This window comes from Phaeacidiphilus oryzae TH49, from assembly GCF_000744815.1.
GTDB classification, from domain to species: Bacteria; Actinomycetota; Actinomycetes; order Streptomycetales; family Streptomycetaceae; genus Phaeacidiphilus; species Phaeacidiphilus oryzae.
Map to the genome: position 1 here is coordinate 4,522,275 of NZ_JQMQ01000005.1, position 19,469 is coordinate 4,541,743.

Below are 19,469 nucleotides of genomic sequence, written 5' to 3' on the forward strand. Positions count from 1 at the left end.
CTTCGGCCTCTCCTCCTGAAAGGAACGGGATCCCCTCCGATGAGCTCCCCCGAACTGCTGGACCGCGCCCGCGCGCTGCTCGCCGAGCACCCCGTCGTCGACGGCCACAACGACCTGCCGTGGGCGCTGCGCGAGCAGGTCCGCTACGACCTGGACGCCCGGGACATCGCCCAGGACCAGGCCGAGCACCTTCACACCGACCTGGCCCGGCTGCGGGCCGGCGGGGTCGGCGCCCAGTTCTGGTCGGTGTACGTGCCGAGCCGGCTGCAGGGCGACTCGGCGGTCGCCGCGACCCTGGAGCAGATCGACTGCGTACGGGCGCTCGCCGCGCGCTACCCGGACACCCTGCGACTCGCGTTCACCGCGGACGACATGGAGGCCGCCCGGTCGGCCGGCCGGATCGCCTCGCTGATGGGCGCCGAGGGCGGGCACTCCATCGACTGCTCGCTGGCCACCCTGCGGGCGCTGCACCGGCTGGGCGTGCGGTACATGACCCTCACCCACAACGACAACGTGCCGTGGGCGGACTCGGCGACGGACGAGCCGGCCGCGGACGGCCTCACCCGCTTCGGCGAGGAGGTCGTACGGGAGATGAACCGGGTCGGCATGCTGGTCGACCTCTCCCATGTCGCGCCGGCGACCATGCGGGACGCGATCCGGGTCTCCCGGGCGCCGGTCATCTTCTCCCACTCCTCCGCGCGGGCGGTCTGCGACCACGTCCGCAACGTCCCGGACGACGTCCTGGCCTCCCTGGCCGGGAACGGCGGGGTGGCGATGGCCACCTTCGTGCCGAAGTTCGTCCTCCCGGAGGCGGTGGAGTGGACGGTGGCCGCGGACACCAACATGCGGGCGCACGGCCTCGACCCGCTGGACCTCACCGCCGAGGGCAAGGCCGTGCAGGCGGCCTTCGAGGCGGCCAACCCGCGCCCGGTGGCGACCGAGAAGACCGTCGCCGACCACCTCGACCACATGCGCGAGGTCGCGGGCATCGACCACGTCGGCATCGGCGGCGACTACGACGGCACGCCGTTCACGCCCAAGGGCCTGGACGACGTCGCCGGCTACCCCAACCTCATCGCCGAGCTCCTCGACCGCGGCTGGTCGGAGCCCGACCTCGCCAAGCTGACCTGGTCCAACGCGGTCCGCGTCCTCCGCGAGGCGGAGTCCGTAGCCACCAAGCTGTCGGCGACGGAGCCGCCGTCGATCGCCACGATCGACCAGCTGGACGGCTGAGCGCCCGCGCCCCTCGACGGCCTGTCGGCCTCATCGGGGCGCCGGCCCGCGGAGGCGGGACGCCAGGCTCTCCAGCAGGAGTTCCAGCGCCAGCGCGTACCCGCTCTCCCGCATCTCCGCGACCAGATGACCGGCCGTGGCCGCGATATGCGGCCGCTCCGCCGCCGGCAGCGCCGCATACGTCTCGCTCCAGGCCCGCGCGTCCCGCACGCCCTCCGGCAGCCCCAGCATCGCCGTGTCCAGCGCCGCGAACGCCAGGGCCTGGTCCACGAACGCGTGGTAGTACCGCACCGCGTCCGCGTCCCCGAAGCCGGCCCCCCGCAGCACCCCCAGCAGCGTCTCCACCGCCGCGATCTCATGCGTCCGCGCGGTCACCCGGAACGCCAGCAGCTGCGCGACCCGCGGATGGTCGCGATAGGTGGTGTGGATCCGCCGCCCGATGTCCCGCAGGTCCGCCAGCCAGTCCCCGCTCGGCCGGTGCCCGGCCATGCAGCGCCCGATCAGCTCGTCGCCGATCGCCAGCAGCAGCTCGTCCGTGCTGCGGAAGTACCGGTACAGGGCGCTCGGATCCGCCCCCAGCGCGGCCCCGAGCCGACGCACCGTCAGCCCGCCCTCCCCGTGCTCCCGTACGAGCCGCAGCGCGGTGTCGATGATCAGCGCCTCGCTCAGCACCGTCCCCTGCTTGGTCGGCCTCCGCCGCATCCGCTGGTCGGTCGTCCGCCGCGTCGTCGTCGCCATCCCGCCATGCTCGGGGCGGCCCGGCCTTACGTCAACGCTATTGACGTTAAGGACCGCGCGCGCTTCGATCGCGTACGCCGGTTCGACCCCCCGTCCCCCAGAGGAGCAGGAGAGCCCCGTCATGACGGATCCCCAGACCCACTCCCACTCCGCCGCGCCCGCCGATCTGGTCTTCGCCGGAGGCCCGGTGCTGACCATGGACGCGGCCCGCAGCCGGGCCACCGCGGTGGCGGTGCGCGGGGAGCGGATCGTCGCCGTCGGCCACGACGAGGTGCGGGAACTCGTCGGCCCGCGCACCGAGGTGGTGGACCTGCGCGGACGCGCGCTCCTCCCGGGCTTCCAGGACGCGCACATCCACGCGGTCTACGGCGGCGTGGAGATGGGCGAGTGCGACCTCACCGGGGTGGTCTCGCTCGACGACTACCGGGCCCGCATCCGCGCCTACGCCGACGCCCACCCCGAGCGGGAGTGGATCACCGGCGGCGGCTGGTCCCTGGAGAGCTTCGAGGGCGGGGTGCCCTCCCGCCGGGTCCTGGACGAACTGGTCCCGGACCGCCCGGTCTTCCTCCTCAACCGCGACCACCACGGCGCCTGGGCCAACACCCGCGCGCTGGACCTCGCCGGGATCACCGCGGACACCCCCGACCCGGCCGACGGCCGGATCGAACGGGAGCCGGACGGCACCCCCGGCGGGATGCTGCAGGAGGGGGCGACCGGCCTGGTCTCCAGGTTCGTCCCGGAGGTCTCCGTCGAGGACCGGATCGCCGGCCTGCTCCGCGCCCAGCGGCGGCTGCACGCCCTCGGCATCACCGGCTGGCAGGACGCCATCCTCGGTGTCTTCAACGGCCAGCCGGACGTCTCCGACGCGTACCTCGCCGCCGCCCGGGACGGCCGGCTGACCGCCCGGGTCAACGGCTCCCTCTGGTGGGACCGCTCGCGGGGCGCGGACCAGATCCCGGAGCTGACGGAGCGTCGGAAGTCGCTCGCCGTGGGCCGGCTGACGGCCCGTACGGTCAAGATCATGCAGGACGGGATCGCGGAGAACCAGACCGCGGCGATGACCGTCCCGTACAAGGACGCCTGCGGCTGCTCGACCGGCGCGGCCGGGCTGAGCTTCGTCGACCCGGAGGCGCTGAAGGCGTACGTCACCGAGCTGGACGCGCTCGACTTCCAGGTGCACTTCCACGCGCTGGGCGACCGGGCCGTGCGCGAGGCGCTGAACGCGGTCGAGGCGGCGCGGGCGGCGAACGGCTGGCGCGACACCCGGCCGCACCTGGCGCACCTCCAGGTCGTCCACCCCGATGACCTGCCCCGCTTCCGCGCGCTCGGCGCGACGGCCAACATGCAGCCGCTCTGGGCCTGCCACGAGCCGCAGCTGGACGATCTCTGCACACCGTTCCTCGGCGGCGAGCTGGGCGGCTGGCAGTACCCGTTCGGCGATCTGCTGCGGGCGGGCGCGACGCTGTGCGCCGGCAGCGACTGGCCGGTCAGCTCGCCGAACCCGATCGAGGGGATCCACGTCGCGGTCAACCGCGTCGCGCCGGGAGCCGCGGGCGCGTACGAGCCGTTCCTCCCGGGGCAGTCCCTCGACCTCACCGCGGCGCTGGCCGCGTACACGGCGGGCTCCGCGTACGTGAACTTCCGCGACGCCGACACCGGCGCCATCCGCGCCGGCGCGCTGGCCGACCTCGCCCTCCTCGACCGCGACCCCTACGCGCTCCCCACCGAGGAGATCGCCACCACGACCGTCCTCGGCACCTGGGTATCCGGCGAACGCATCCACGAGGTGTAGCCCCGCGCCCCGAGCGCAGCGCCGCAGGCGCAAGTACTGAGCTTCGCGGCGTGATGTCGCCGCCCCGGATGCAGCGCCGCAGGCGCGAATCAGGGGCGCGGGGAACTGCGCGCCCAGCCCGCTACGGCGCCGCACCCGGCAACGGCTACTGGGCTGCAGCCCGGACTCCGTTGCCGGGTGCGGCAGAGTGCCTGGCTGGGCGCGCAGTTCCCCGCGCCCCTGATGAGCCCTTCGGGCTCACTGGGGTCCGGGGCGGGGGCCCCGGATGGGGGTCCCCCGCGCCGTTCAGGCGTGGGGGAGGGCAGAGGCGGGGCTGGGGCTCAGTCCGGGACGTGGCGACGGGGCGTCGCGTACGCGGAGGCGCTCCACGCCGCTGCGGCCAGCAGCGCCGCCGTCGGGAGCGGCCACCACTCCACCCCGCCGGAGGCGAACGTCGCGCGCACCGCCGCGTTCGCCGGGGAGAACGGCGCCACCAGCAGCAGCACCGACCCCGCCAGCAGTCCCAGCGTCCCCGCCCCCGCGCGCACCACCGGCGGCACAGCGCACAGCGCCCCCAGCGCACTCCCGCTCGCCGCGCAGACGACCGCCGCCAGCGGTCCCGCCGCACCCCCCGCCGCCCCGGCGCAGACCGCCGCCGAAAGCCCGTCGGCCACCGCCACCAGCCCCAGTCCGCAGCCCAGCAGCACACCCAGCGCCGCGAGTTGGGGCCGCCGGCCCGACCCCGCCGCGGCCGCCAGCACCGCCCGTGCCGCGGACGGCTGGGCGCCGAGCGCCAGCCGGCTCAGCCAGCCCAGCGCGGGCACCAGCATCGCGGCGTTCCAGCCCAGCTGATCGGAGAGCCGCGGCTGCCCGCTCAGGCTGATCGCGACCAGTCCGGCGTAGAGCAGCACCGGCGCCACCCACCGCTGGGAGCGCAGCAGCAGCCCGAAGGCGTACCCGGCGAGCGCCGTCACCGGACGCCCCGGTCCTGTCCCCGCCCCCGTCCCTGACCCGGGGGACCGTGCGGGGACGGCCCGGGCGCAGCTCCCGCGCGGCCCGTACCGCACCCCGACCCCGTCCAGTTCCACCCGGCAAGGATAGGAGTGCTCAGCGGCCGCCGTGCCCGATCCGGTCCAGCAGCCGCTGGTGGCGGACCGCGTGCGCGAAGTCCGGGGCCAGCGAGGTGCCCTCCGCGAGGTCGCGCCCGATCTGGGCGTAGGCCGCGCCGACGTTGTAACCGGGCTGCCCGCGCAGTCCGGCGATCGCCGGGACCTCCTCGAAGTACCGCTCGGGGACCGGAAGTTCGGTCAGCTCCGCGGCCTCCCCGCGGCCCCCGCGCAGGCTCGCCTCGGTGAGCTGGAGGCTGCCGTCCGGGGCGGTGACCAGCAGATCGCCCTCGGTCCCGTTGATCTCCCAGAGGAAGTTGGTGCCCCGGGAGAGGCCGCCGCGGTAGTGGACGGAGGCGACCGCGCCGGAGGCGAGGGTGCCGGCCACCGCGATCTGGTCGTCGACCAGCTGCGGCACCGCCTCCCCGGTCTCCGGGTCGCGGACGCTGGACCGCCGGTTCGCGGTGACCGCGCCGAGCGGCGCCTTCTCGTCGAACTCGCCGAGTACGGAGGCGATCCCGTCCAGGGTGTGGCCCATCGGGATGGTCAGCATGGTCGCGCCGTTGGCCGGGTCCAGCAGGTACCCGCCGCTGGTCGGCCACTCCGCGCCCCAGTTCCGGCCGGAGCCGATGACGGAGGTGGAGAGGACCTCGCCGACGTACCCGTCCGCGACCAGGTCGCGGAGGTAGCGCACGGCCGGCGCGTACCGGGCCTGAAGTCCGACGAATCCGCGCACCCCGCGGGCCTCGGCCTCCGCCGCCAGCTCCTCGGCCTCGGCGAGGCCGTTGCCCAGCGGCCACTCGGAGAGCACCGTCTTCCCGGCGGCCAGCGCGCTCTCGATGATCTCCCGGTGGTCCGGCACCTTGACGGTGACGACGACCAGCTCCACCTCGTCCGCGGCCGCCAGCTCGGCGGCGCTGCCGAAGGCGCGGGAGCGCGGCACGCCGTACTTGTCCGCCGCGGCCCGGGCGGACTCGGCGCTGCTCGCGGAGAGCGCCCGCAGCTCGAACCCGTCCAGCCGGCTCAGGGCCGGGACGTGGGCGGTGGCCGCCCACCCCCGCTTGGCGGAGAGTCCGACGATCCCGACGCCGATGGGGGCCATGGCAGCGCTCCTTCACCAGAGGTAGAGTGTTCGATGATCACCGAACACTGCTCGCTGCGCCGAGTGTACGAAGAGCATCGAACACCTTGCAAGCCCCCGCCGGGAGCGCACCATGACGACCACCACTCACCGCGCCGCGCCGGAGCACGTCCACCCGCGCGACGTCCCCCTCGCCACCGCCCTAGCCGCGCTCGCCGACCCGGTGCGGCTCACCCTGGTCCGCGAGCTGGCGGCCAGCGAGGACTGGTCGCGGGCCTGCGGCAGCTTCGACGTGCCGGTGCGCAAGGCGGCGCTCAGCCACCACTTCGCCGTCCTCCGCGAGTCCGGCCTCCTCGAACAGCGCGACGGCGGCGCCAAGCGCTACAACCGCCTGCGCCGCGAGGAGTTCGAGGCCCGCTTCCCCGGTCTGCTGGCCCTGGCCCTGCGGGCCGAGCTGGACTGAGGCTCAGTCCAGTCCGAGCCGGGGGATCTCGATGGCCGGGCAGCGGTCCATCACCATGTCCAGCCCGGCCTCCCGGGTGCGGGCGCAGGCGGCCTCGTCGACCACCCCCAGCTGGAACCAGACGGCCTTCGCCCCCGCGGCCACCGCCTGGTCGGCGACCGGCCCGGCCAGCCGCGAGTTGACGAACACGTCCACCACGTCGACCGGGAAGGGGATCTCCGCCAGCGTGGCGTAACCCGGTTCGCCGTGCACGGTCTCGGCCTTCGGGTGCACCGGGACCACCCGCTTGCCGAAGCGCTGCAGGACGCGGGCGACCCCGTAGGCCGCCCGGCCCTGGTTCGCGGAGAGGCCGACCACCGCCCAGGTGTCCCCGTCCCGGGTGAGGATCCGGCGGACGGTCTCGTCGTCGGCGTAGCTGAGCTCACTCATCAGGCGCTGCCTTTCGCTTCCCGCTCTCTGGCCCCGGGTCAACTCTCTTCCGCGCACGGGAATTCCGCGAGGGGAGCACCGGGACCGGCGGCCGGACGCCGCCCCGGGCCGCCGACGCCGCCCCGGGCCGCCGGCGCCGCGCCGGCCGCTAGCTCGGCCGGCCCAGCGCCCGGTACGTCCAGCCGGCCCCGCGCCACAGCTCGGGGTCGAGGGCGTTGCGGCCGTCGAGGATCCGGCGCTCGGCGACCACCTCGGAGAGGACCGCCGGGTCCATCTCCTTGAACTCCCGCCACTCGGTCAGGTGGAGCACCACATGGGCGCCGCGGGCCGCCTCCACCGCCGAGTCGGCGAAGCCCAGGGCCGGGAAGAGCTTCCGGGCGTTGTCCATCGCCTTCGGGTCGTAGACCGTGACCTGGCCGCCCTGCAGCTGGATCTGCCCGGCCACGTTCAGCGCCGGCGAGTCCCGTACGTCGTCCGAGTCCGGCTTGAAGGCCGCGCCCAGCACGGCGATCCGCCGGCCCAGGAACCCGTCGCCGCACTGCTGCCGGGCCAGCTCCACCATCCGGGAGCGGCGCCGCATGTTGATCGAGTCCACCTCGCGCAGGAAGGTCAGCGCCTGGTCGGCGCCCAGCTCCCCGGCGCGGGCCATGAAGGCGCGGATGTCCTTGGGCAGGCAGCCGCCGCCGAAGCCGAGCCCGGCGTTGAGGAAGCGGCCGCCGATCCGGTCGTCGTAGGAGAGGGCCTTGCTCAGCCGCACCACGTCCGCGCCGGCCGCCTCGCAGACCTCGGCCATCGCGTTGATGAAGGAGATCTTGGTGGCCAGGAAGGAGTTGGCCGCGGTCTTCACCAGCTCGGCGGTCGGGTAGTCGGCGACCAGGAACGGCACGCCGGCGTCCAGCAGCGGCGCGTACACCTCGCGCAGTCGCTGCTCGGCCGGCCCGCCCTCCTCGCGGACGCCGACCACCAGCCGGTCCGGCCGCAGGGTGTCCTTCACCGCGAAGCCCTCGCGGAGGAACTCCGGGTTCCAGGCCAGCTCGACGGCCTCCCCGGCGGGCGACCGCACCGCGAGCCGCTCGGCCAGCCGGGCCGCGCTGCCCACCGGCACGGTGGACTTGCCGACCACCAGCGCGGGCCGGTCCAGCAGCGGCGCCAGCGAGTCGATCGCGCTCTCCACGTACGACATGTCGCAGGCGTACTCGCCGTGCCGCTGCGGGGTGTTGACGCAGACGAAGTGGAGGTCGCCGAAGTCCGCGACCTCCTCCCAGGAGGTGGTGAAGCGCAGCCGCCCGGTCGAGCCCTCGTGTCCTACCACGTGCTTGACCAGCAGCTCGTCCAGGCCGGGCTCGTAGAAGGGGGTGCTGCCGGCGGAGAGCCGGGCGATCTTGTCCGGGTCGACGTCCAGACCCAGCACCTCGTGGCCGAGCTCCGCCATGCAGGCGGCGTGGGTGGCGCCCAGGTAGCCGGTGCCGATCACGGTGATCTTCACGTGGGGGGTCCTTAGCTCGTCGACGTCGGATTGCCCCCCGGATGGTAACCGGGACGCCCTCCGCGCCGCCCCGGCGGCCGACACGGCCTGTTGCGCTTATCACGTACGGCCCGGGCGCGTGGAGCCCGTACCATCAGGTGTTACTGAAGAGTAGTTAATCGTCTTGGCGTGAGGGGCCCAGAGGATGGCGAGCAGCACCGACTTCGACCTGTTCCGGATCTCGGAGGAGCACGAGATGCTCCGGGATACGGTCCGTTCACTCGCCGAGGCGAAGATCGCCCCGTTCGCCGCGGAGGTGGACGAGCAGGCGCGCTTCCCGCGCGAGGCGCTGGACGCGCTGGTCGCCAACGACCTCCACGCCGTGCACGTACCCGAGGAGTACGGCGGGGCGGGCGCGGACGCGCTGGCGACCGTGCTGGTGATCGAGGAGGTCTCCCGGGTCTGCGTCTCCTCCTCGCTGATCCCCGCGGTCAACAAGCTGGGCTCGCTCCCGGTGATCCTCTCCGGCGGTGAGGAGCTGAAGGCCAAGTACCTGGCGCCGCTGGCCCGCGGCGAGGCGATGTTCTCCTACTGCCTCTCCGAGCCGGACGCCGGTTCGGACGCGGCCGGGATGAAGACCCGCGCGGTCCGCGACGGCGACGCCTGGGTGCTCAACGGCGTGAAGCGGTGGATCACCAACGCGGGCGAGTCCGAGTACTACACGGTGATGGCGGTGACCGACCCGGAGAAGCGCTCCAAGGGCATCTCCGCCTTCGTGGTCGAGAAGTCCGACGAGGGCGTCTCCTTCGGCGCCCCGGAGAAGAAGCTCGGCATCAAGGGCTCGCCGACCCGCGAGGTCTACTTCGACAACGTCCGGATCCCGGCCGACCGCATGATCGGCGAGGAGGGCACCGGCTTCGCCACCGCGATGAAGACCCTGGACCACACCCGGATCACCATCGCCGCCCAGGCGCTCGGCGTCGCCCAGGGCGCGCTGGACTACGCCAAGGGCTACGTCCAGGAGCGCAAGCAGTTCGGCAAGCCGATCGGCGACTTCCAGGGCGTCCAGTTCATGCTGGCCGACATGGCGATGAAGATCGAAGCCGCCCGCCAGCTCACCTACGCCGCCGCCGCCAAGTCCGAGCGGGTCGACTCCGACCTCACCTTCTTCGGCGCCGCCGCCAAGTGCTATGCCTCCGACGTCGCGATGGCCGTCACCACCGACGCCGTCCAGCTCCTCGGCGGCTACGGCTACACCCGCGACTACCCGCTGGAGCGGATGATGCGGGACGCCAAGATCACCCAGATCTATGAGGGCACCAACCAGGTCCAGCGGATCGTGATGGCCCGCAACCTGCCGTAGCGGCCGCCGCTCGCGGCGAAGGAGGCCCCCGGTGCCGTGCACCGGGGGCCTTTCGCATGGGCGAAGGACCCGGCTAATCTAACTAGGGCAACGATCTAATTGAACTAGTGCAATAAAGGCGGTCGTGCGATGTACATCCCCAGGCACTTCCTTCCCGAGGAGGCGGACGTCCAGGAGCTGCTGGCGGCCGTCGGCTCCGCGGATCTGGTGACGATGACCGGCCGGGGCCTGATGGCCACCCAGCTGCCGTGGGTGTACGACCCGGACGCGGGGGAGCGGGGGGCGCTGCTCGGCCACCTGGCGCGGGCCAACGAGCAGTGGAGCGAGCCGGTCACCGGGGAGGCGATGGTGATCGTGCGCGGGTCCGAGGCGTACATCTCGCCGAACTGGTACGCCTCCAAGGCCGAGCACCACCGGGTCGTGCCGACCTGGAACTATCTGACCGCCCATGTCTACGGCCGGCTGGTGGTGCACGACGACCCGGAGTGGCTGGCCGGCCAGGTGAGCAGGCTGACGGACCGTCATGAGGCGGAGAGCGCCCGGCCGGGGGAGCGGCCCTGGGCGGTCGCGGACGCTCCGGAGAAGTACCTCGCCGGGCAGCTGCGCGCGATCGTAGGCGTGGAGCTGGCGATCAGCCGGGTGGAGGCCAAGTTCAAGCTGAGCCAGAACCGCCCGGCGGCCGACGTGGCCGGGGTGGCCGCCGGTCTGGACGCGCGGGGGCGGGCGGGGGATGCCGCCGTGGCGGCGGCGGTCCGGAGGCACGATCCGCACCAGCGGTGATCTGCTGTTGGCCGTGGTGTGGTTTTTCGTTCAGCTGTGTGGGACAGAGTCCCGCCTGGATCGGAAGCCGCATCGGAGGTCAACGTGTGTGAGTACGAGTCGGACTGCGCCGAGGAGCACGGGGAGAACGGCGGGATGAGCCGCAGGGGCCTGCTGCGCGCCGGGCTGGTGACCGGGGCGGCCGGGGCGCTGACCCTCGGCACGGTCTCGTTCGCCCAGGCGGCGACCGGCGGCGCCGGCGGGAACTCCGGCGGCGGCAGCGTCACCAGGACCGTCACCGGCCACCTCGACCCCGGCGCCGCCGACTTCGTCTACCTCCCGGTGGAGGTCCCGGCGGGCGTCCGGCAGATCGACGTCTCGTACAGCTACGACAAGCCCGCCGTCCCGGCCGGTACCCCCGGCAACTCCTGCGACATCGGGGTCTTCGACCAGCGCGGCACCGCCCTCGGCGGCCCGGGCTTCCGGGGCTGGTCCGGAGGGTTCCGGACGTCCTTCTCGATCAGCGCCTCCGAGGCCACCCCCGGCTACCTCCCCGGCCCCGTGGAGGCCGGCACCTGGCACGTCGCCCTCGGCCCGTACCAGGTGGCCCCGCAGGGGATGGACTACTCGGTGACGATCACCCTCACCATGGGCGAGCCGGGCGCGCCCTTCGTCCCCGACTACCCGCCGCTGCGGGCCAAGGGCCGCGGCCCCGCCTGGTACCGCGGCGACTGCCACCTCCACACCGTCTACTCGGACGGGAAGCGGCTGCCCTCCGAGGTGGCCGACGGCGCCCGCGCGGCCAAGCTGGACTTCATCACCTCGACCGACCACAACACCCCGGCCTCGCACGCCGTCTGGGGCCAGTACGCCGGCGACGACCTGCTGATCATCACCGGCGAGGAGGTCACCACCCGCAACGGCCACTGGCTGGCGCTCGGCCTGAAGCCCGGGGAGTGGATCGACTGGCGGTACCGCGCCCGGGACGACGCCTGGAAGCGCTTCGCCCGCCAGGTGCGCGACTCCGGGGGGCTGGTCGTCCCCGCCCACCCGTACTGCCCCTACATCGCCTGCATGTGGAAGTTCGGCTACGGCTACGCGGACGCCGTCGAGGTCTGGAACGGCCCGTGGACCTACGACGACGAGTCGGCCGTGGACACCTGGGACGGCATGCTGGTGGAGGCCGTGCGCACCGGCCGGGACTGGATCCCGGCGATGGGCGACAGCGACGCCCACAGCGCCCCGCAGGTGATCGGCCTCCCGCAGAACGTGGTCAAGGCCGAGGACCTCACCCGGGACGCGGTGCTGGCCGGGCTCAGGGCCGGCACCAGCTGGATAGCCGAGTCGGCCGACGTGGACCTGGAGTTCACCCTCACCGGCGGCGGCCGCACGGCCGGCATCGGCGAGCGGCTGAGCGTGGCCGCGGACGCCCCGGTGGACGCGGTGGTGAAGGTCGCGGGGGTGCCGAACGGCACGGTCCGGTTCATCACCGACGAGGGCCAGCAGTGCCAGGCCTCGATCCCCGCCTCCGGCGAGGGGACGGTCACCTGGCGGACCACCGCCGCCCATGCGGCCTACGTCCGCGCGGAGGTACGCCATCCGATGGCGGACGGCAGCCCGGGGGCGGGCAACACCATGGGCCCGCAGCTCCAGTGGGGCCCGATGGCCGCGCTGACCAACCCGGTCTTCCTGACGGCCGGCTGAGGCCGCGGAGCGGCCGGCCGCGCACGGGAACGCCGAAGGCCCAGGGGAGGCCGGAGGCCCCGGGAACGCCGAAGGCCCCCGGAACGACGCTGGTCCGGGGGCCGGTATCGGGGTGGAGCGGGTGAAGCGGGTGGAGCGTCAGCTGTTGCTGTTCACGCAGCGGTTGCCGAAGCTCGGGTTCAGCAGGCTGACCAGGCCGATCGAGTTGCCGCAGAGGTTGATCGGCACGTCGATCGGTACCTGGATCAGGTTCCCGGACAGCACGCCGGGAGAGTTGGTGGCCGAACCGACGGCGGTCGAGTTGGCCGAGGCGGCCCCAGCGCCGCCGAGCACGGCGACGGCGGCGAGGGCGGTGGCGGCCACCGCAGAACGGATGCGCATGTTCGCTCCCTTGCGAAGATGAAAAGGGATGTAGAGAAAGCGGATGCCGAGGGGCGAGATGACGCCCTCCGGCAACCACATCCATCTCCGCGCGGGGAATTCCGGTAACGGTCCGTCAGGGCCTTTCACTGGGACGAGTGATGCGCTTGCGCCTGCTCGTCGGCCTGGCCGCCCGCGCCGACCAGCCCCCGGCGGACCGAGGCGGTGGCGGCCAGCCCCGGTTCGGCCCGCCGCATCTCGCGCCGCCCCATCGCGCCGCCCACCACCGAGGGCAGGTAGCCGCGGACGCCCTGCATCCCGCGCAGCCAGGACTGGGCGTACACGTGTGCGGACCGGCGCGCGACGCCGTCCGCGATCCGCTCGACGGCCGGAGCCAGCGGGTAGGTGCGGTTGAGCGGCCAGGGCAGGCGGGCACGCAGCTCGCGCAGCACGGTGTCCTCGTCGGCCCCGCGCACCATGTCGGTGTCGGTCCAGCTGAGGTAGCCGACGCCGACCGCGACGCCCCGGTGGCCCACCTCCGCGCGCAGCGCGTGGGCGAAGGACTCCACGCCGGCCTTGCTGGCGCAGTACGCGGCCATCATCGGCGCCGGGGTGAGCGCGGCCAGCGAGGCGATCTGCAGGTAGTAGCCCCGGGACTCCAGCAGCTTGGGGAGGAAGGCGCGGGCGGTGGCCACGCTGCCCAGCAGGTTGACCTCGATCACCCGGTCGAAGGTCCGGGCGTCCGCGTCCAGGAACGGGCCGCCGGTGGCTATCCCGGCGTTGGCCACCAGGGCGTCTATCCGGCCGAACCGCCCCACGATCTCGTCCGCGACCTGGGCCATCCGCTCGCCGTCGGTGACGTCCGCCTCCCAGTGCACCGTGTCCGGGCCCAACTCGGCCGCCACCGCGGCGAGTTCCTTGGGCTCCAGGCCGACCAGGGCGAGCCGCGCCCCCCGCCCGTACAGCACCCGGGCGAGCTGGGCGCCGACGCCGCGCGCCGCCCCGGTGATGACGACGACCTTGCCGTGGACCGTGCGGGCGCTGCTCATGCTGACTCCTCGGTGGCGGTCTTGCGGGGGGCGGTCCCGTCGGCGGCGGCTCCGTCGGCGGCGGTCCTGCCGGCGGCGGTCCTCCCGGTGGGGGCGCCGGGGGCGGCCAGATGCTTGCGGGCGAGCTCCCGCGCCTGGTCGGCGACGGTGCGGGGGGCCTCGGTGGGGGTCATGTGGCCGAGCCCGGGGAGCTCGGTCAGGCCGGCGCAGTTCGGCAGCGCCTCGGCTATCTCCCGGGCGTGCACCGGCGGGGTGAGCTTGTCCGCGGTGCCGACGATCACCGCGGTCGGCGCGGTGAGCCGCTCCGGGTGGGCCGAGAGGTCGAGGCGGGAGAGGACGTGCCCCCAGCCGGAGCGGGCCCTGGTCGGGCAGGCGTGCACCACCCGGGCGGTGGCCTCCACCTGCTCGGGGGTCGCGGTCGGCGACAGCACCCCGTACTTGAGGGCGGCCTTGGTGACCGGGCTCATCGGGCCGAGCGGCAGCGCCGAGTGGAGCAGCAGGGTGTGGAAGGCCTTCCGGACCGCGCGCGAGCGGACCGACGGCGGCAGCACGGTGGAGCGCGGCACCAGGTTCTGGCAGCCCGTGGAGCAGAGCAGCGCGGCGGCCGTCCGCTCCCGGACCTCCGGGCGGTCGGCGGCGGCCATCAGGGTCATCCCGCCCATCGAGTGGCCGACCACCACCGCCCGCTCGCCCTCGGCCAGGGTCGCCTCCAGGACGGCCGAGAGGTCGTCGGCGAGGCCGGCGGGGGAGTAGGCGTGCGGCAGGCCGAGGTCGCTGGCGCCGTGGCCGCGCTGGTCGTATGCGATCACCCGGTGGTCCTCGGAGAGCAGCCGGATCACCGGAGCCCAGAAGACGGTGGAGCAGGTCCAGCCGTGGGCGAGGACGACGGTCGGGAGTCCGGCGCGGTCCTCCGGCCCGTGCTCCTCGACGTGCAGCCGGGTGCCGTCGTACGAGGGCACCATGCGGGAGTGGCGCGGGGCCGGCGGCGCGTAGGGCGAGACGGGGCTCTGCGGGATCGTCATCAGCGGTTCACCAGCTCGTACTCGTTGAGGTCGACGTGGTCGGTGGCCCGGCGGAAGGCGGCGGTGCTGCCCGGCCACAGGGTGGTGTTGCGGCCGAACCGGTCCTGGTACCAGCTGTTGCAGCCGCCGGTGGACCAGACCGTGGTCTGCATCCGGCGCTGCATCTCCTCGTTCCAGGAGCGGACCGCCGCCGGGGTGGCGTCCAGGGCCGCGGCGCCGGTGCGGTCCAGCGCGCGGAGGTACGAGACCGCGTACGCGGTGTGCGACTCGATCTGCAGGATCATCGAGCTGTTGCCGAGGCCGGTGTTCGGCCCGATGATCATCAGTAGGTTGGGGAAGCCGTCGATGGCCGCTCCGCGCAGCGCGGCCAGGCCGTCCTTCCAGTGCTCGGCCAGGGTGTGCCCGGCGGCGCCGGTGATCTTGTCGCCGATCGGCATGTCGGTGACGTGGAAGCCGGTGCCGAAGACGATCGCGTCCACCTCGCGCTCGCTGCCGTCCGCGGTGACCACCGTCGAGCCGCGCACCTCCGTCAGTGCGGAGGCCAGCACCTCGGCGTTGGGCTGGGCCAGCGCCGGATAGTAGGTGTTGGAGAGCAGGATCCGCTTGCAGCCGATCAGGTAGTCCGGGGTGAGCTTGGCGCGCAGCTCCGGGTCCGAGACCGCCCGGTTGAGGTGGGCCTTGGCCAGCAGCTGGGTGGCGCGCATCAGCTGAGGCCGCCGGGTGAACGCGCCGACCTGGAACTCCCGTACCAGCCAGAGCAGTTGGCGGCGGAGCCGGCGGGTGGCCGGGAACGAGCGGTGCAGCCGGCGCTCGAAGCCCGCGGTGTCCCGGTCCATCCGCGGCATCACCCACGGCGGGGTGCGCTGGATCACGGTCAGCCGCTCGACCTGCGGCTGGATCGACGGGACGATCTGGATCGCCGAGGCGCCGGTGCCGACCACGGCGACCCGCTTGCCGGTCAGGTCGTAGTCGTGGTCCCAGCGGGCCGAGTGGAAGACCTTCCCCGGGAAGTCGGCGAGCCCGGGGATGTCCGGGATCTGCGGCTCGGAGAGCGGGCCGCCGGCGGCGATCAGCACGTCCGCGGTCATCCGGCCGGCGGAGGTGGTGATCTCCCAGCGCTTCTCCTCGCCGTCCCACCGCGCGGCCTCCAGCTCGCAGTCGAACCGGATGTGCCGCCGCAGCCCGAACTCGTCGGTGACCCGCTCCAGGTAGGCGCGGATGTGCGGCTGCCCGGAGAAGGTCCGGGGCCAGGCCGGCTCGGGGGCGAAGCTGAACGAGTAGAGGTGGGAGGGCACGTCGCAGGCGCAGCCCGGATAGCTGTTGTCCCGCCAGGTGCCGCCGACCGAGTCGGCGCGCTCCAGCAGCAGGAAGTCGCTGATGCCCTCGCGGCGCAGCCGTGCACCCATGCCCAGGCCGCCGAAGCCGGTGCCGACCACCACGACGCGGTGGTGCTCGGTGGCTTCGGCGGCCGCCTCGTCGCGAGGGGCCCGGTGATCTGCGGGTGCTGCCATGGTGTGTCCCTCCGCCGGATCGTGCCAGTGGATGCTGGCGCGATTGGCAGCGTAGGGCAGCCCGGGCAGAAGCGACAGGGGGTGGGAGGAAGTTTGTTACCGCTAAGTCAGGATCCGCCTCCCAGGCTTTCGACCTCCCAGGCTTTCGACCTCCTAAGCTTTCGACCATGGCGGCGACAGATGAGCACCCGCAGGCGCACCCGCGGAGCTACCGAGTGGCGGAACTGGCCAAGGAGGCCGGGATCACCGTCCGCACCCTCCGCTTCTACCGGGAGCGCGGGCTGCTGCCCCCGCCCCGGCGCGAGGGCCGGATCGCCTGGTACGACGACACCCATCTGGCCCGGCTGCGCACCATCGCCACGCTGATCGAGCGCGGCCACACCCTCGGCGGCATCGCCGAGCTGATCGCCGCCTGGGAGGACGGCCGCGAGGTCGCCCAACTCCTCGGCGTGGAGAGCGCGCTGGCCGCGCCCTGGTCCGAGGAGACCGAGGTCAGGCTGCCGGCCGACGAGGTGGCCGAGCGGCTCGGCCTGGCGGTCGAGCCGGAGGAGCTGGCCGAGGCGGTGGACATCGGCTACGTCCGGGTCGAGGGCGACGACCTGGTGCACGTCAGCCGGCGGCTGCTGGACGCCACCCTGGCCTTGGTCGACGCGGGCGTCCCGCTGGCCGACGTGCTGGCCGCCGGGCGGGTGGTCCGCGAGCACGCGGACGCGCTGGCGGACCTCTTCACCATGCTGATCCGCCGCCACCTGGTCGACGCGGTCGACGCGGAGGCTGCGCCCGGCTCGGCCGATCCCGAGCACCTCGGGGTGGCACTGGAGCGGCTGCGCCCGATGGCCCGCACGGTGGTCGACGCCGAACTGGCCATGGCGATGGACCGGCGGGTGCATGCGGAGCTGGACAGCCTGCTGAGCGAACGGGCCCGTAAGCGGAGTTCATGAGAACTCAACCGGATGGTAACTGGCCGTATTCGGTTGCTACTTGACCGTAGTCGAGCGCACGCGGTTCACTGCTGATTCGCCGTTGACCGTCTTGCTGACCCGACTGTGTCGTGAACGGAGCCGAGGCCTTGGCCGACCAACCGCTCAGCCCGATCGACTCCACCTTCTGGCACCTCGAGACCGCCGACCACCCCATGCATCTGGGCGCGCTCGCGGTCCTCCAGCCGTCCGCCCGGCAGGGCCGCGACCCCGGCCGCCGGATCGCCGAACTCATCGCCGAGCGCACGGCCGCGATGCCCCGACTCCGGCGCCGCGTCCAGGACGTCTGGTACCCGCCGGGCGCGCTCGGCTGGGCCGAGGACCGGGGCTTCGACGTCCACCGGCACGTCGAGCGCATCGTCCTCGGCGGCGACCCCGCCGAACGCGACGAGATCACCGCCGAGCTGATGGCCCAGCCGCTGGACCGCGACCGCCCGCCGTGGGCCGCGTACGTCCTGGCCGGGCGGCGCCGCGGCGACCAGGTCCACGTCCTCCTCAAGCTCCACCACGCCCTCGCCGACGGGCTGGGGGCGGTCGAGATCGGCGCCGGCCTGATGGACCAGATCCAGGACCTGCTGCCGGCGCCCCGGACGGCCCCGCCGGTCCCGGCGGCGGGCGGCCCGAACCCGCTGGCCCTCGCCACCGGCCTGCTGCACACCGCCGACCCCCGCTCCCTCCCCGCCCGGATCCGCTACGCCGGACGGCAGTTGGGGATAGGGGCGGCCGTCCTGCGGACCGCGATCGAGGGCGGCAGCCCGCTGCTCGCCGCGCCCACCAGCGGCACCCGGGCGCTGGCCACCGCCGAACTGGACCTCGACGACATCACCCGGATACGCAAGATCGTCCGCGGCACCGCCAACGACGTACTGATCGCGGTGGTCGCCGGGGCGCTGCGGCGCTGGCTGCTGGACGGCGGCGCGGACCGCGCCGAGCTGGCCTCGGCGGCCCCGCGGGCGCTGATCCCGGTCTCCCGGCGGCGGCGCCGGCAGGGGGTCGGCAACCTCCTCTCCGGATACCTGATCCGGCTGCCGCTGGGCGAGCCGGACCCGCTGGTGCGGCTGGAGACCGTGCGCACGGCGATGGACCGCTGCAAGGCCGCAGGCACCAACGGCGGGGCGGGCGCGGTGGCCCTGCTGGCCGAACCGCTGCCGCCGGCGCTGCGCCGGGCGGGGGCGCCGCTGGCGGGCAGGGGGGCGCGGCTCCTCTTCGACGTCCTGCTGACCTCCGTCCCGCTGCCGGACATCCCGCTGTCGCTCGGCGGGGCGCCGCTGCGGGCCCTCTACCCGCTGCCGCCGCTGGCCCGCGGCCACGCGCTGGCCATCGCCATGTCCACCTACCGCGGCCGCGCGCATATCGGCGTCCTCGCCGACGGCCGCTCCTCCCCGGACCCCCGGGCGCTGCCGGCCGCGCTCGCGGCGGAGCTGTCCGCCGTCCTGGCGGCGGTCCGGTAGCGCGGCCCCGCGCGTCGCGCGGTGTCAGCCGGAGGTGGAGGTGATCTTCCGGTCGTTCTGGATCTCGGAGAACAGCGCGGGCGCCCGTACGGAGTCCCACAGCACCGCGGACTCGCCGGTCGGCGTGAGGTAGGAGTTCGAGGAGGTCGGAACCGTCAACTGGGTCCCCCCGGACCCCGCCGCCCGATGCAGCGTCCACCCCATCCGCACCAGCCCCGGGACCCCCGTCCCCTTGTCCACGCTCAGCGAGTTCAGCGCGGCGCTCAGCACCGGATAGAAGGTGAACGGGTTCAGCAGGGTGGAGGGCGACAGCAGCTCCTTGGAGAGGGCCGCCAGCACCCGCCGCTGGTTCTCCATCCGGGCGAAGTCCGAGCTGGCGAACGCATGCCGGGTCCGCACCAGCTGCAGGGTCTCCACCCCCGTCAGGGTCTGGCACCCGGCCCGCAGATCGGCCCCCGAGTAGGAGTCGTGGACGGCCTCCGGCAGGCAGATGTCCAGCCCGCCGAGCGCGTCCACCACGTCCACCACCCCGGCGAAGCCCACCTCCGCGTAGTGGTCGACGCGCACCCCGGTGGCCGTCTCCACGGTCCGCACCAGCAGTCGCGGGCCGCCGTAGTTGTACGCCGCGTTGATCTTGCTCTGCTGGGACGGGTGCCGGACGCCCCTGGAGTCCGTGTACGCCGGGATGGTGACCCATGAGTCGCGGGGGATCGACACCAGCACCGACCCGTCGGAGCCCTGGTGGAGCAGCATGATGGTGTCCGTGCCGCCGGAGCCCGCCGCGGCCGTGCCGGTGTGGTACTCCTTCGCCTGCTGCGGGGTCAGCTTGCTGCGGCTGTCCGAGCCGGCCAGCAGCCAGTTGGTGCCGGGCCCGTCCGCCGGGCGGCCGCCGTAGTCGGAGACCGCGTCGACGTGGTCGAGCCTGGAGTCCGCCCAGAAGTAGGTGGCCACCCCGGCCGCCAGCCCGAGGACGACCAGCACGGC

Annotated in this window: 18 protein-coding genes; 8 read left to right on the top strand and 10 right to left on the bottom strand. The window is 73.8% G+C overall.

What is annotated here, in order from left to right; genetic code table 11:
• Positions 1 to 39: 39 nt before the first annotated feature.
• On the top strand, positions 40 to 1,233 hold the full coding sequence (locus BS73_RS23855) for a dipeptidase (protein WP_037575716.1): 1,194 nt from the start codon (positions 40 to 42) through the stop codon (positions 1,231 to 1,233).
• Positions 1,234 to 1,263: 30 nt separating this feature from the next.
• Here BS73_RS23855 and BS73_RS23860 read toward each other — a convergent pair whose 3' ends face one another.
• Positions 1,264 to 1,971 (bottom strand): TetR/AcrR family transcriptional regulator, encoded by a 708-nt coding sequence (locus BS73_RS23860; RefSeq protein WP_037575717.1) that lies wholly within the window; start codon positions 1,969 to 1,971, stop codon positions 1,264 to 1,266.
• Positions 1,972 to 2,092: 121 nt separating this feature from the next.
• Here BS73_RS23860 and BS73_RS23865 point away from each other — a divergent pair, with 121 nt between their 5' ends.
• Positions 2,093 to 3,763 (top strand): amidohydrolase, encoded by a 1,671-nt coding sequence (locus BS73_RS23865; protein ID WP_051940383.1) that lies wholly within the window; start codon positions 2,093 to 2,095, stop codon positions 3,761 to 3,763.
• 320 nt (positions 3,764 to 4,083) lie between these two features.
• Here the strand turns inward: BS73_RS23865 and BS73_RS23870 are convergent, their stop codons facing one another.
• The gene (locus BS73_RS23870) at positions 4,084 to 4,716 is read right to left on the bottom strand and encodes a hypothetical protein (RefSeq protein WP_037575720.1); all 633 of its coding nucleotides are present in this window, start codon (positions 4,714 to 4,716) and stop codon (positions 4,084 to 4,086) included.
• A gap of 133 nt (positions 4,717 to 4,849) precedes the next feature.
• Entirely contained in the window at positions 4,850 to 5,950 is a 1,101-nt protein-coding gene (locus BS73_RS23875; RefSeq protein WP_037575724.1) for a Gfo/Idh/MocA family protein, read from the bottom strand.
• A 112-nt stretch (positions 5,951 to 6,062) separates the two neighbouring features.
• On the opposite strand from BS73_RS23875, the gene BS73_RS23880 reads away from it, so the two are divergent.
• Entirely contained in the window at positions 6,063 to 6,392 is a 330-nt protein-coding gene (locus BS73_RS23880; RefSeq protein ID WP_037575727.1) for an ArsR/SmtB family transcription factor, read from the top strand.
• Positions 6,393 to 6,395: 3 nt separating this feature from the next.
• On the opposite strand, the gene BS73_RS23885 is transcribed toward BS73_RS23880, so the two are convergent.
• Positions 6,396 to 6,821, bottom strand: coding sequence for a CoA-binding protein (locus tag BS73_RS23885; RefSeq protein ID WP_037575730.1), 426 nt, complete (start codon positions 6,819 to 6,821; stop codon positions 6,396 to 6,398).
• Between the two features lie 148 nt (positions 6,822 to 6,969).
• Positions 6,970 to 8,307: a UDP-glucose dehydrogenase family protein gene (locus tag BS73_RS23890; RefSeq protein WP_037575732.1), complete on the bottom strand. Its 1,338-nt coding sequence runs from the start codon at positions 8,305 to 8,307 to the stop codon at positions 6,970 to 6,972.
• A 184-nt stretch (positions 8,308 to 8,491) separates the two neighbouring features.
• On the opposite strand from BS73_RS23890, the gene BS73_RS23895 reads away from it, so the two are divergent.
• From BS73_RS23895 to BS73_RS23905, 3 genes are all read left to right on the top strand, one after another.
• Positions 8,492 to 9,649 (top strand): acyl-CoA dehydrogenase, encoded by a 1,158-nt coding sequence (locus BS73_RS23895; protein WP_037575735.1) that lies wholly within the window; start codon positions 8,492 to 8,494, stop codon positions 9,647 to 9,649.
• Positions 9,650 to 9,778: 129 nt separating this feature from the next.
• Positions 9,779 to 10,429 carry an FMN-binding negative transcriptional regulator gene (locus BS73_RS23900; RefSeq protein WP_037575738.1) on the top strand — a complete coding sequence of 217 codons (651 nt, stop codon included), beginning with the start codon at positions 9,779 to 9,781 and terminating at the stop codon, positions 10,427 to 10,429.
• 135 nt (positions 10,430 to 10,564) lie between these two features.
• Positions 10,565 to 12,112, top strand: a complete 1,548-nt coding sequence (locus tag BS73_RS23905) for a CehA/McbA family metallohydrolase (RefSeq protein ID WP_037580822.1) — start codon at positions 10,565 to 10,567, stop codon at positions 12,110 to 12,112.
• Positions 12,113 to 12,250: 138 nt separating this feature from the next.
• On the opposite strand, the gene BS73_RS23910 is transcribed toward BS73_RS23905, so the two are convergent.
• The 4 genes from BS73_RS23910 to BS73_RS23925 form a co-directional block, all read right to left on the bottom strand.
• Complete coding sequence (locus BS73_RS23910; protein ID WP_037575740.1) at positions 12,251 to 12,493, bottom strand: chaplin; 243 nt, start codon at positions 12,491 to 12,493, stop codon at positions 12,251 to 12,253.
• 125 nt (positions 12,494 to 12,618) lie between these two features.
• Entirely contained in the window at positions 12,619 to 13,521 is a 903-nt protein-coding gene (locus BS73_RS23915; protein WP_037575744.1) for an SDR family oxidoreductase, read from the bottom strand.
• A complete protein-coding gene (locus BS73_RS23920) occupies positions 13,518 to 14,543 on the bottom strand; it encodes an alpha/beta fold hydrolase (RefSeq protein WP_063837058.1) in 1,026 nt (341 codons plus the stop codon). Before BS73_RS23920 ends, BS73_RS23915 begins: the two co-directional genes overlap by 4 nt.
• On the bottom strand, positions 14,543 to 16,054 hold the full coding sequence (locus tag BS73_RS23925) for a flavin-containing monooxygenase (RefSeq protein ID WP_051940385.1): 1,512 nt from the start codon (positions 16,052 to 16,054) through the stop codon (positions 14,543 to 14,545). Before BS73_RS23925 ends, BS73_RS23920 begins: the two co-directional genes overlap by 1 nt.
• A 167-nt stretch (positions 16,055 to 16,221) precedes the next feature.
• Here BS73_RS23925 and BS73_RS23930 point away from each other — a divergent pair, with 167 nt between their 5' ends.
• Both BS73_RS23930 and BS73_RS23935 read left to right on the top strand, forming a co-directional pair.
• Positions 16,222 to 16,995 carry a MerR family transcriptional regulator gene (locus BS73_RS23930; protein WP_051940387.1) on the top strand — a complete coding sequence of 258 codons (774 nt, stop codon included), beginning with the start codon at positions 16,222 to 16,224 and terminating at the stop codon, positions 16,993 to 16,995.
• A gap of 128 nt (positions 16,996 to 17,123) precedes the next feature.
• On the top strand, positions 17,124 to 18,485 hold the full coding sequence (locus BS73_RS23935) for a wax ester/triacylglycerol synthase family O-acyltransferase (protein WP_037575750.1): 1,362 nt from the start codon (positions 17,124 to 17,126) through the stop codon (positions 18,483 to 18,485).
• 24 nt (positions 18,486 to 18,509) lie between these two features.
• Here BS73_RS23935 and BS73_RS23940 read toward each other — a convergent pair whose 3' ends face one another.
• Entirely contained in the window at positions 18,510 to 19,466 is a 957-nt protein-coding gene (locus BS73_RS23940; protein ID WP_051940388.1) for an LCP family protein, read from the bottom strand.
• Positions 19,467 to 19,469: the final 3 nt, after the last annotated feature.

Excerpts from the sequence above, each read along its gene's own strand:
- BS73_RS23855 (WP_037575716.1), top strand. The coding sequence starts at position 40 with ATGAGCTCCCCCGAACTGCTGGACCGCGCCCGCGCGCTGCTCGCCGAG.
- BS73_RS23860 (WP_037575717.1), bottom strand. The coding sequence starts at position 1,971 with ATGGCGACGACGACGCGGCGGACGACCGACCAGCGGATGCGGCGGAGG.
- BS73_RS23865 (WP_051940383.1), top strand. The coding sequence starts at position 2,093 with ATGACGGATCCCCAGACCCACTCCCACTCCGCCGCGCCCGCCGATCTG.
- BS73_RS23875 (WP_037575724.1), bottom strand. The coding sequence starts at position 5,950 with ATGGCCCCCATCGGCGTCGGGATCGTCGGACTCTCCGCCAAGCGGGGG.
- BS73_RS23880 (WP_037575727.1), top strand. The coding sequence starts at position 6,063 with ATGACGACCACCACTCACCGCGCCGCGCCGGAGCACGTCCACCCGCGC.
- BS73_RS23885 (WP_037575730.1), bottom strand. The coding sequence starts at position 6,821 with ATGAGTGAGCTCAGCTACGCCGACGACGAGACCGTCCGCCGGATCCTC.
- BS73_RS23895 (WP_037575735.1), top strand. The coding sequence starts at position 8,492 with ATGGCGAGCAGCACCGACTTCGACCTGTTCCGGATCTCGGAGGAGCAC.
- BS73_RS23900 (WP_037575738.1), top strand. The coding sequence starts at position 9,779 with ATGTACATCCCCAGGCACTTCCTTCCCGAGGAGGCGGACGTCCAGGAG.
- BS73_RS23905 (WP_037580822.1), top strand. The coding sequence starts at position 10,565 with ATGAGCCGCAGGGGCCTGCTGCGCGCCGGGCTGGTGACCGGGGCGGCC.
- BS73_RS23910 (WP_037575740.1), bottom strand. The coding sequence starts at position 12,493 with ATGCGCATCCGTTCTGCGGTGGCCGCCACCGCCCTCGCCGCCGTCGCC.
- BS73_RS23915 (WP_037575744.1), bottom strand. The coding sequence starts at position 13,521 with ATGAGCAGCGCCCGCACGGTCCACGGCAAGGTCGTCGTCATCACCGGG.
- BS73_RS23920 (WP_063837058.1), bottom strand. The coding sequence starts at position 14,543 with ATGACGATCCCGCAGAGCCCCGTCTCGCCCTACGCGCCGCCGGCCCCG.
- BS73_RS23925 (WP_051940385.1), bottom strand. The coding sequence starts at position 16,054 with ATGGCAGCACCCGCAGATCACCGGGCCCCTCGCGACGAGGCGGCCGCC.
- BS73_RS23930 (WP_051940387.1), top strand. The coding sequence starts at position 16,222 with ATGGCGGCGACAGATGAGCACCCGCAGGCGCACCCGCGGAGCTACCGA.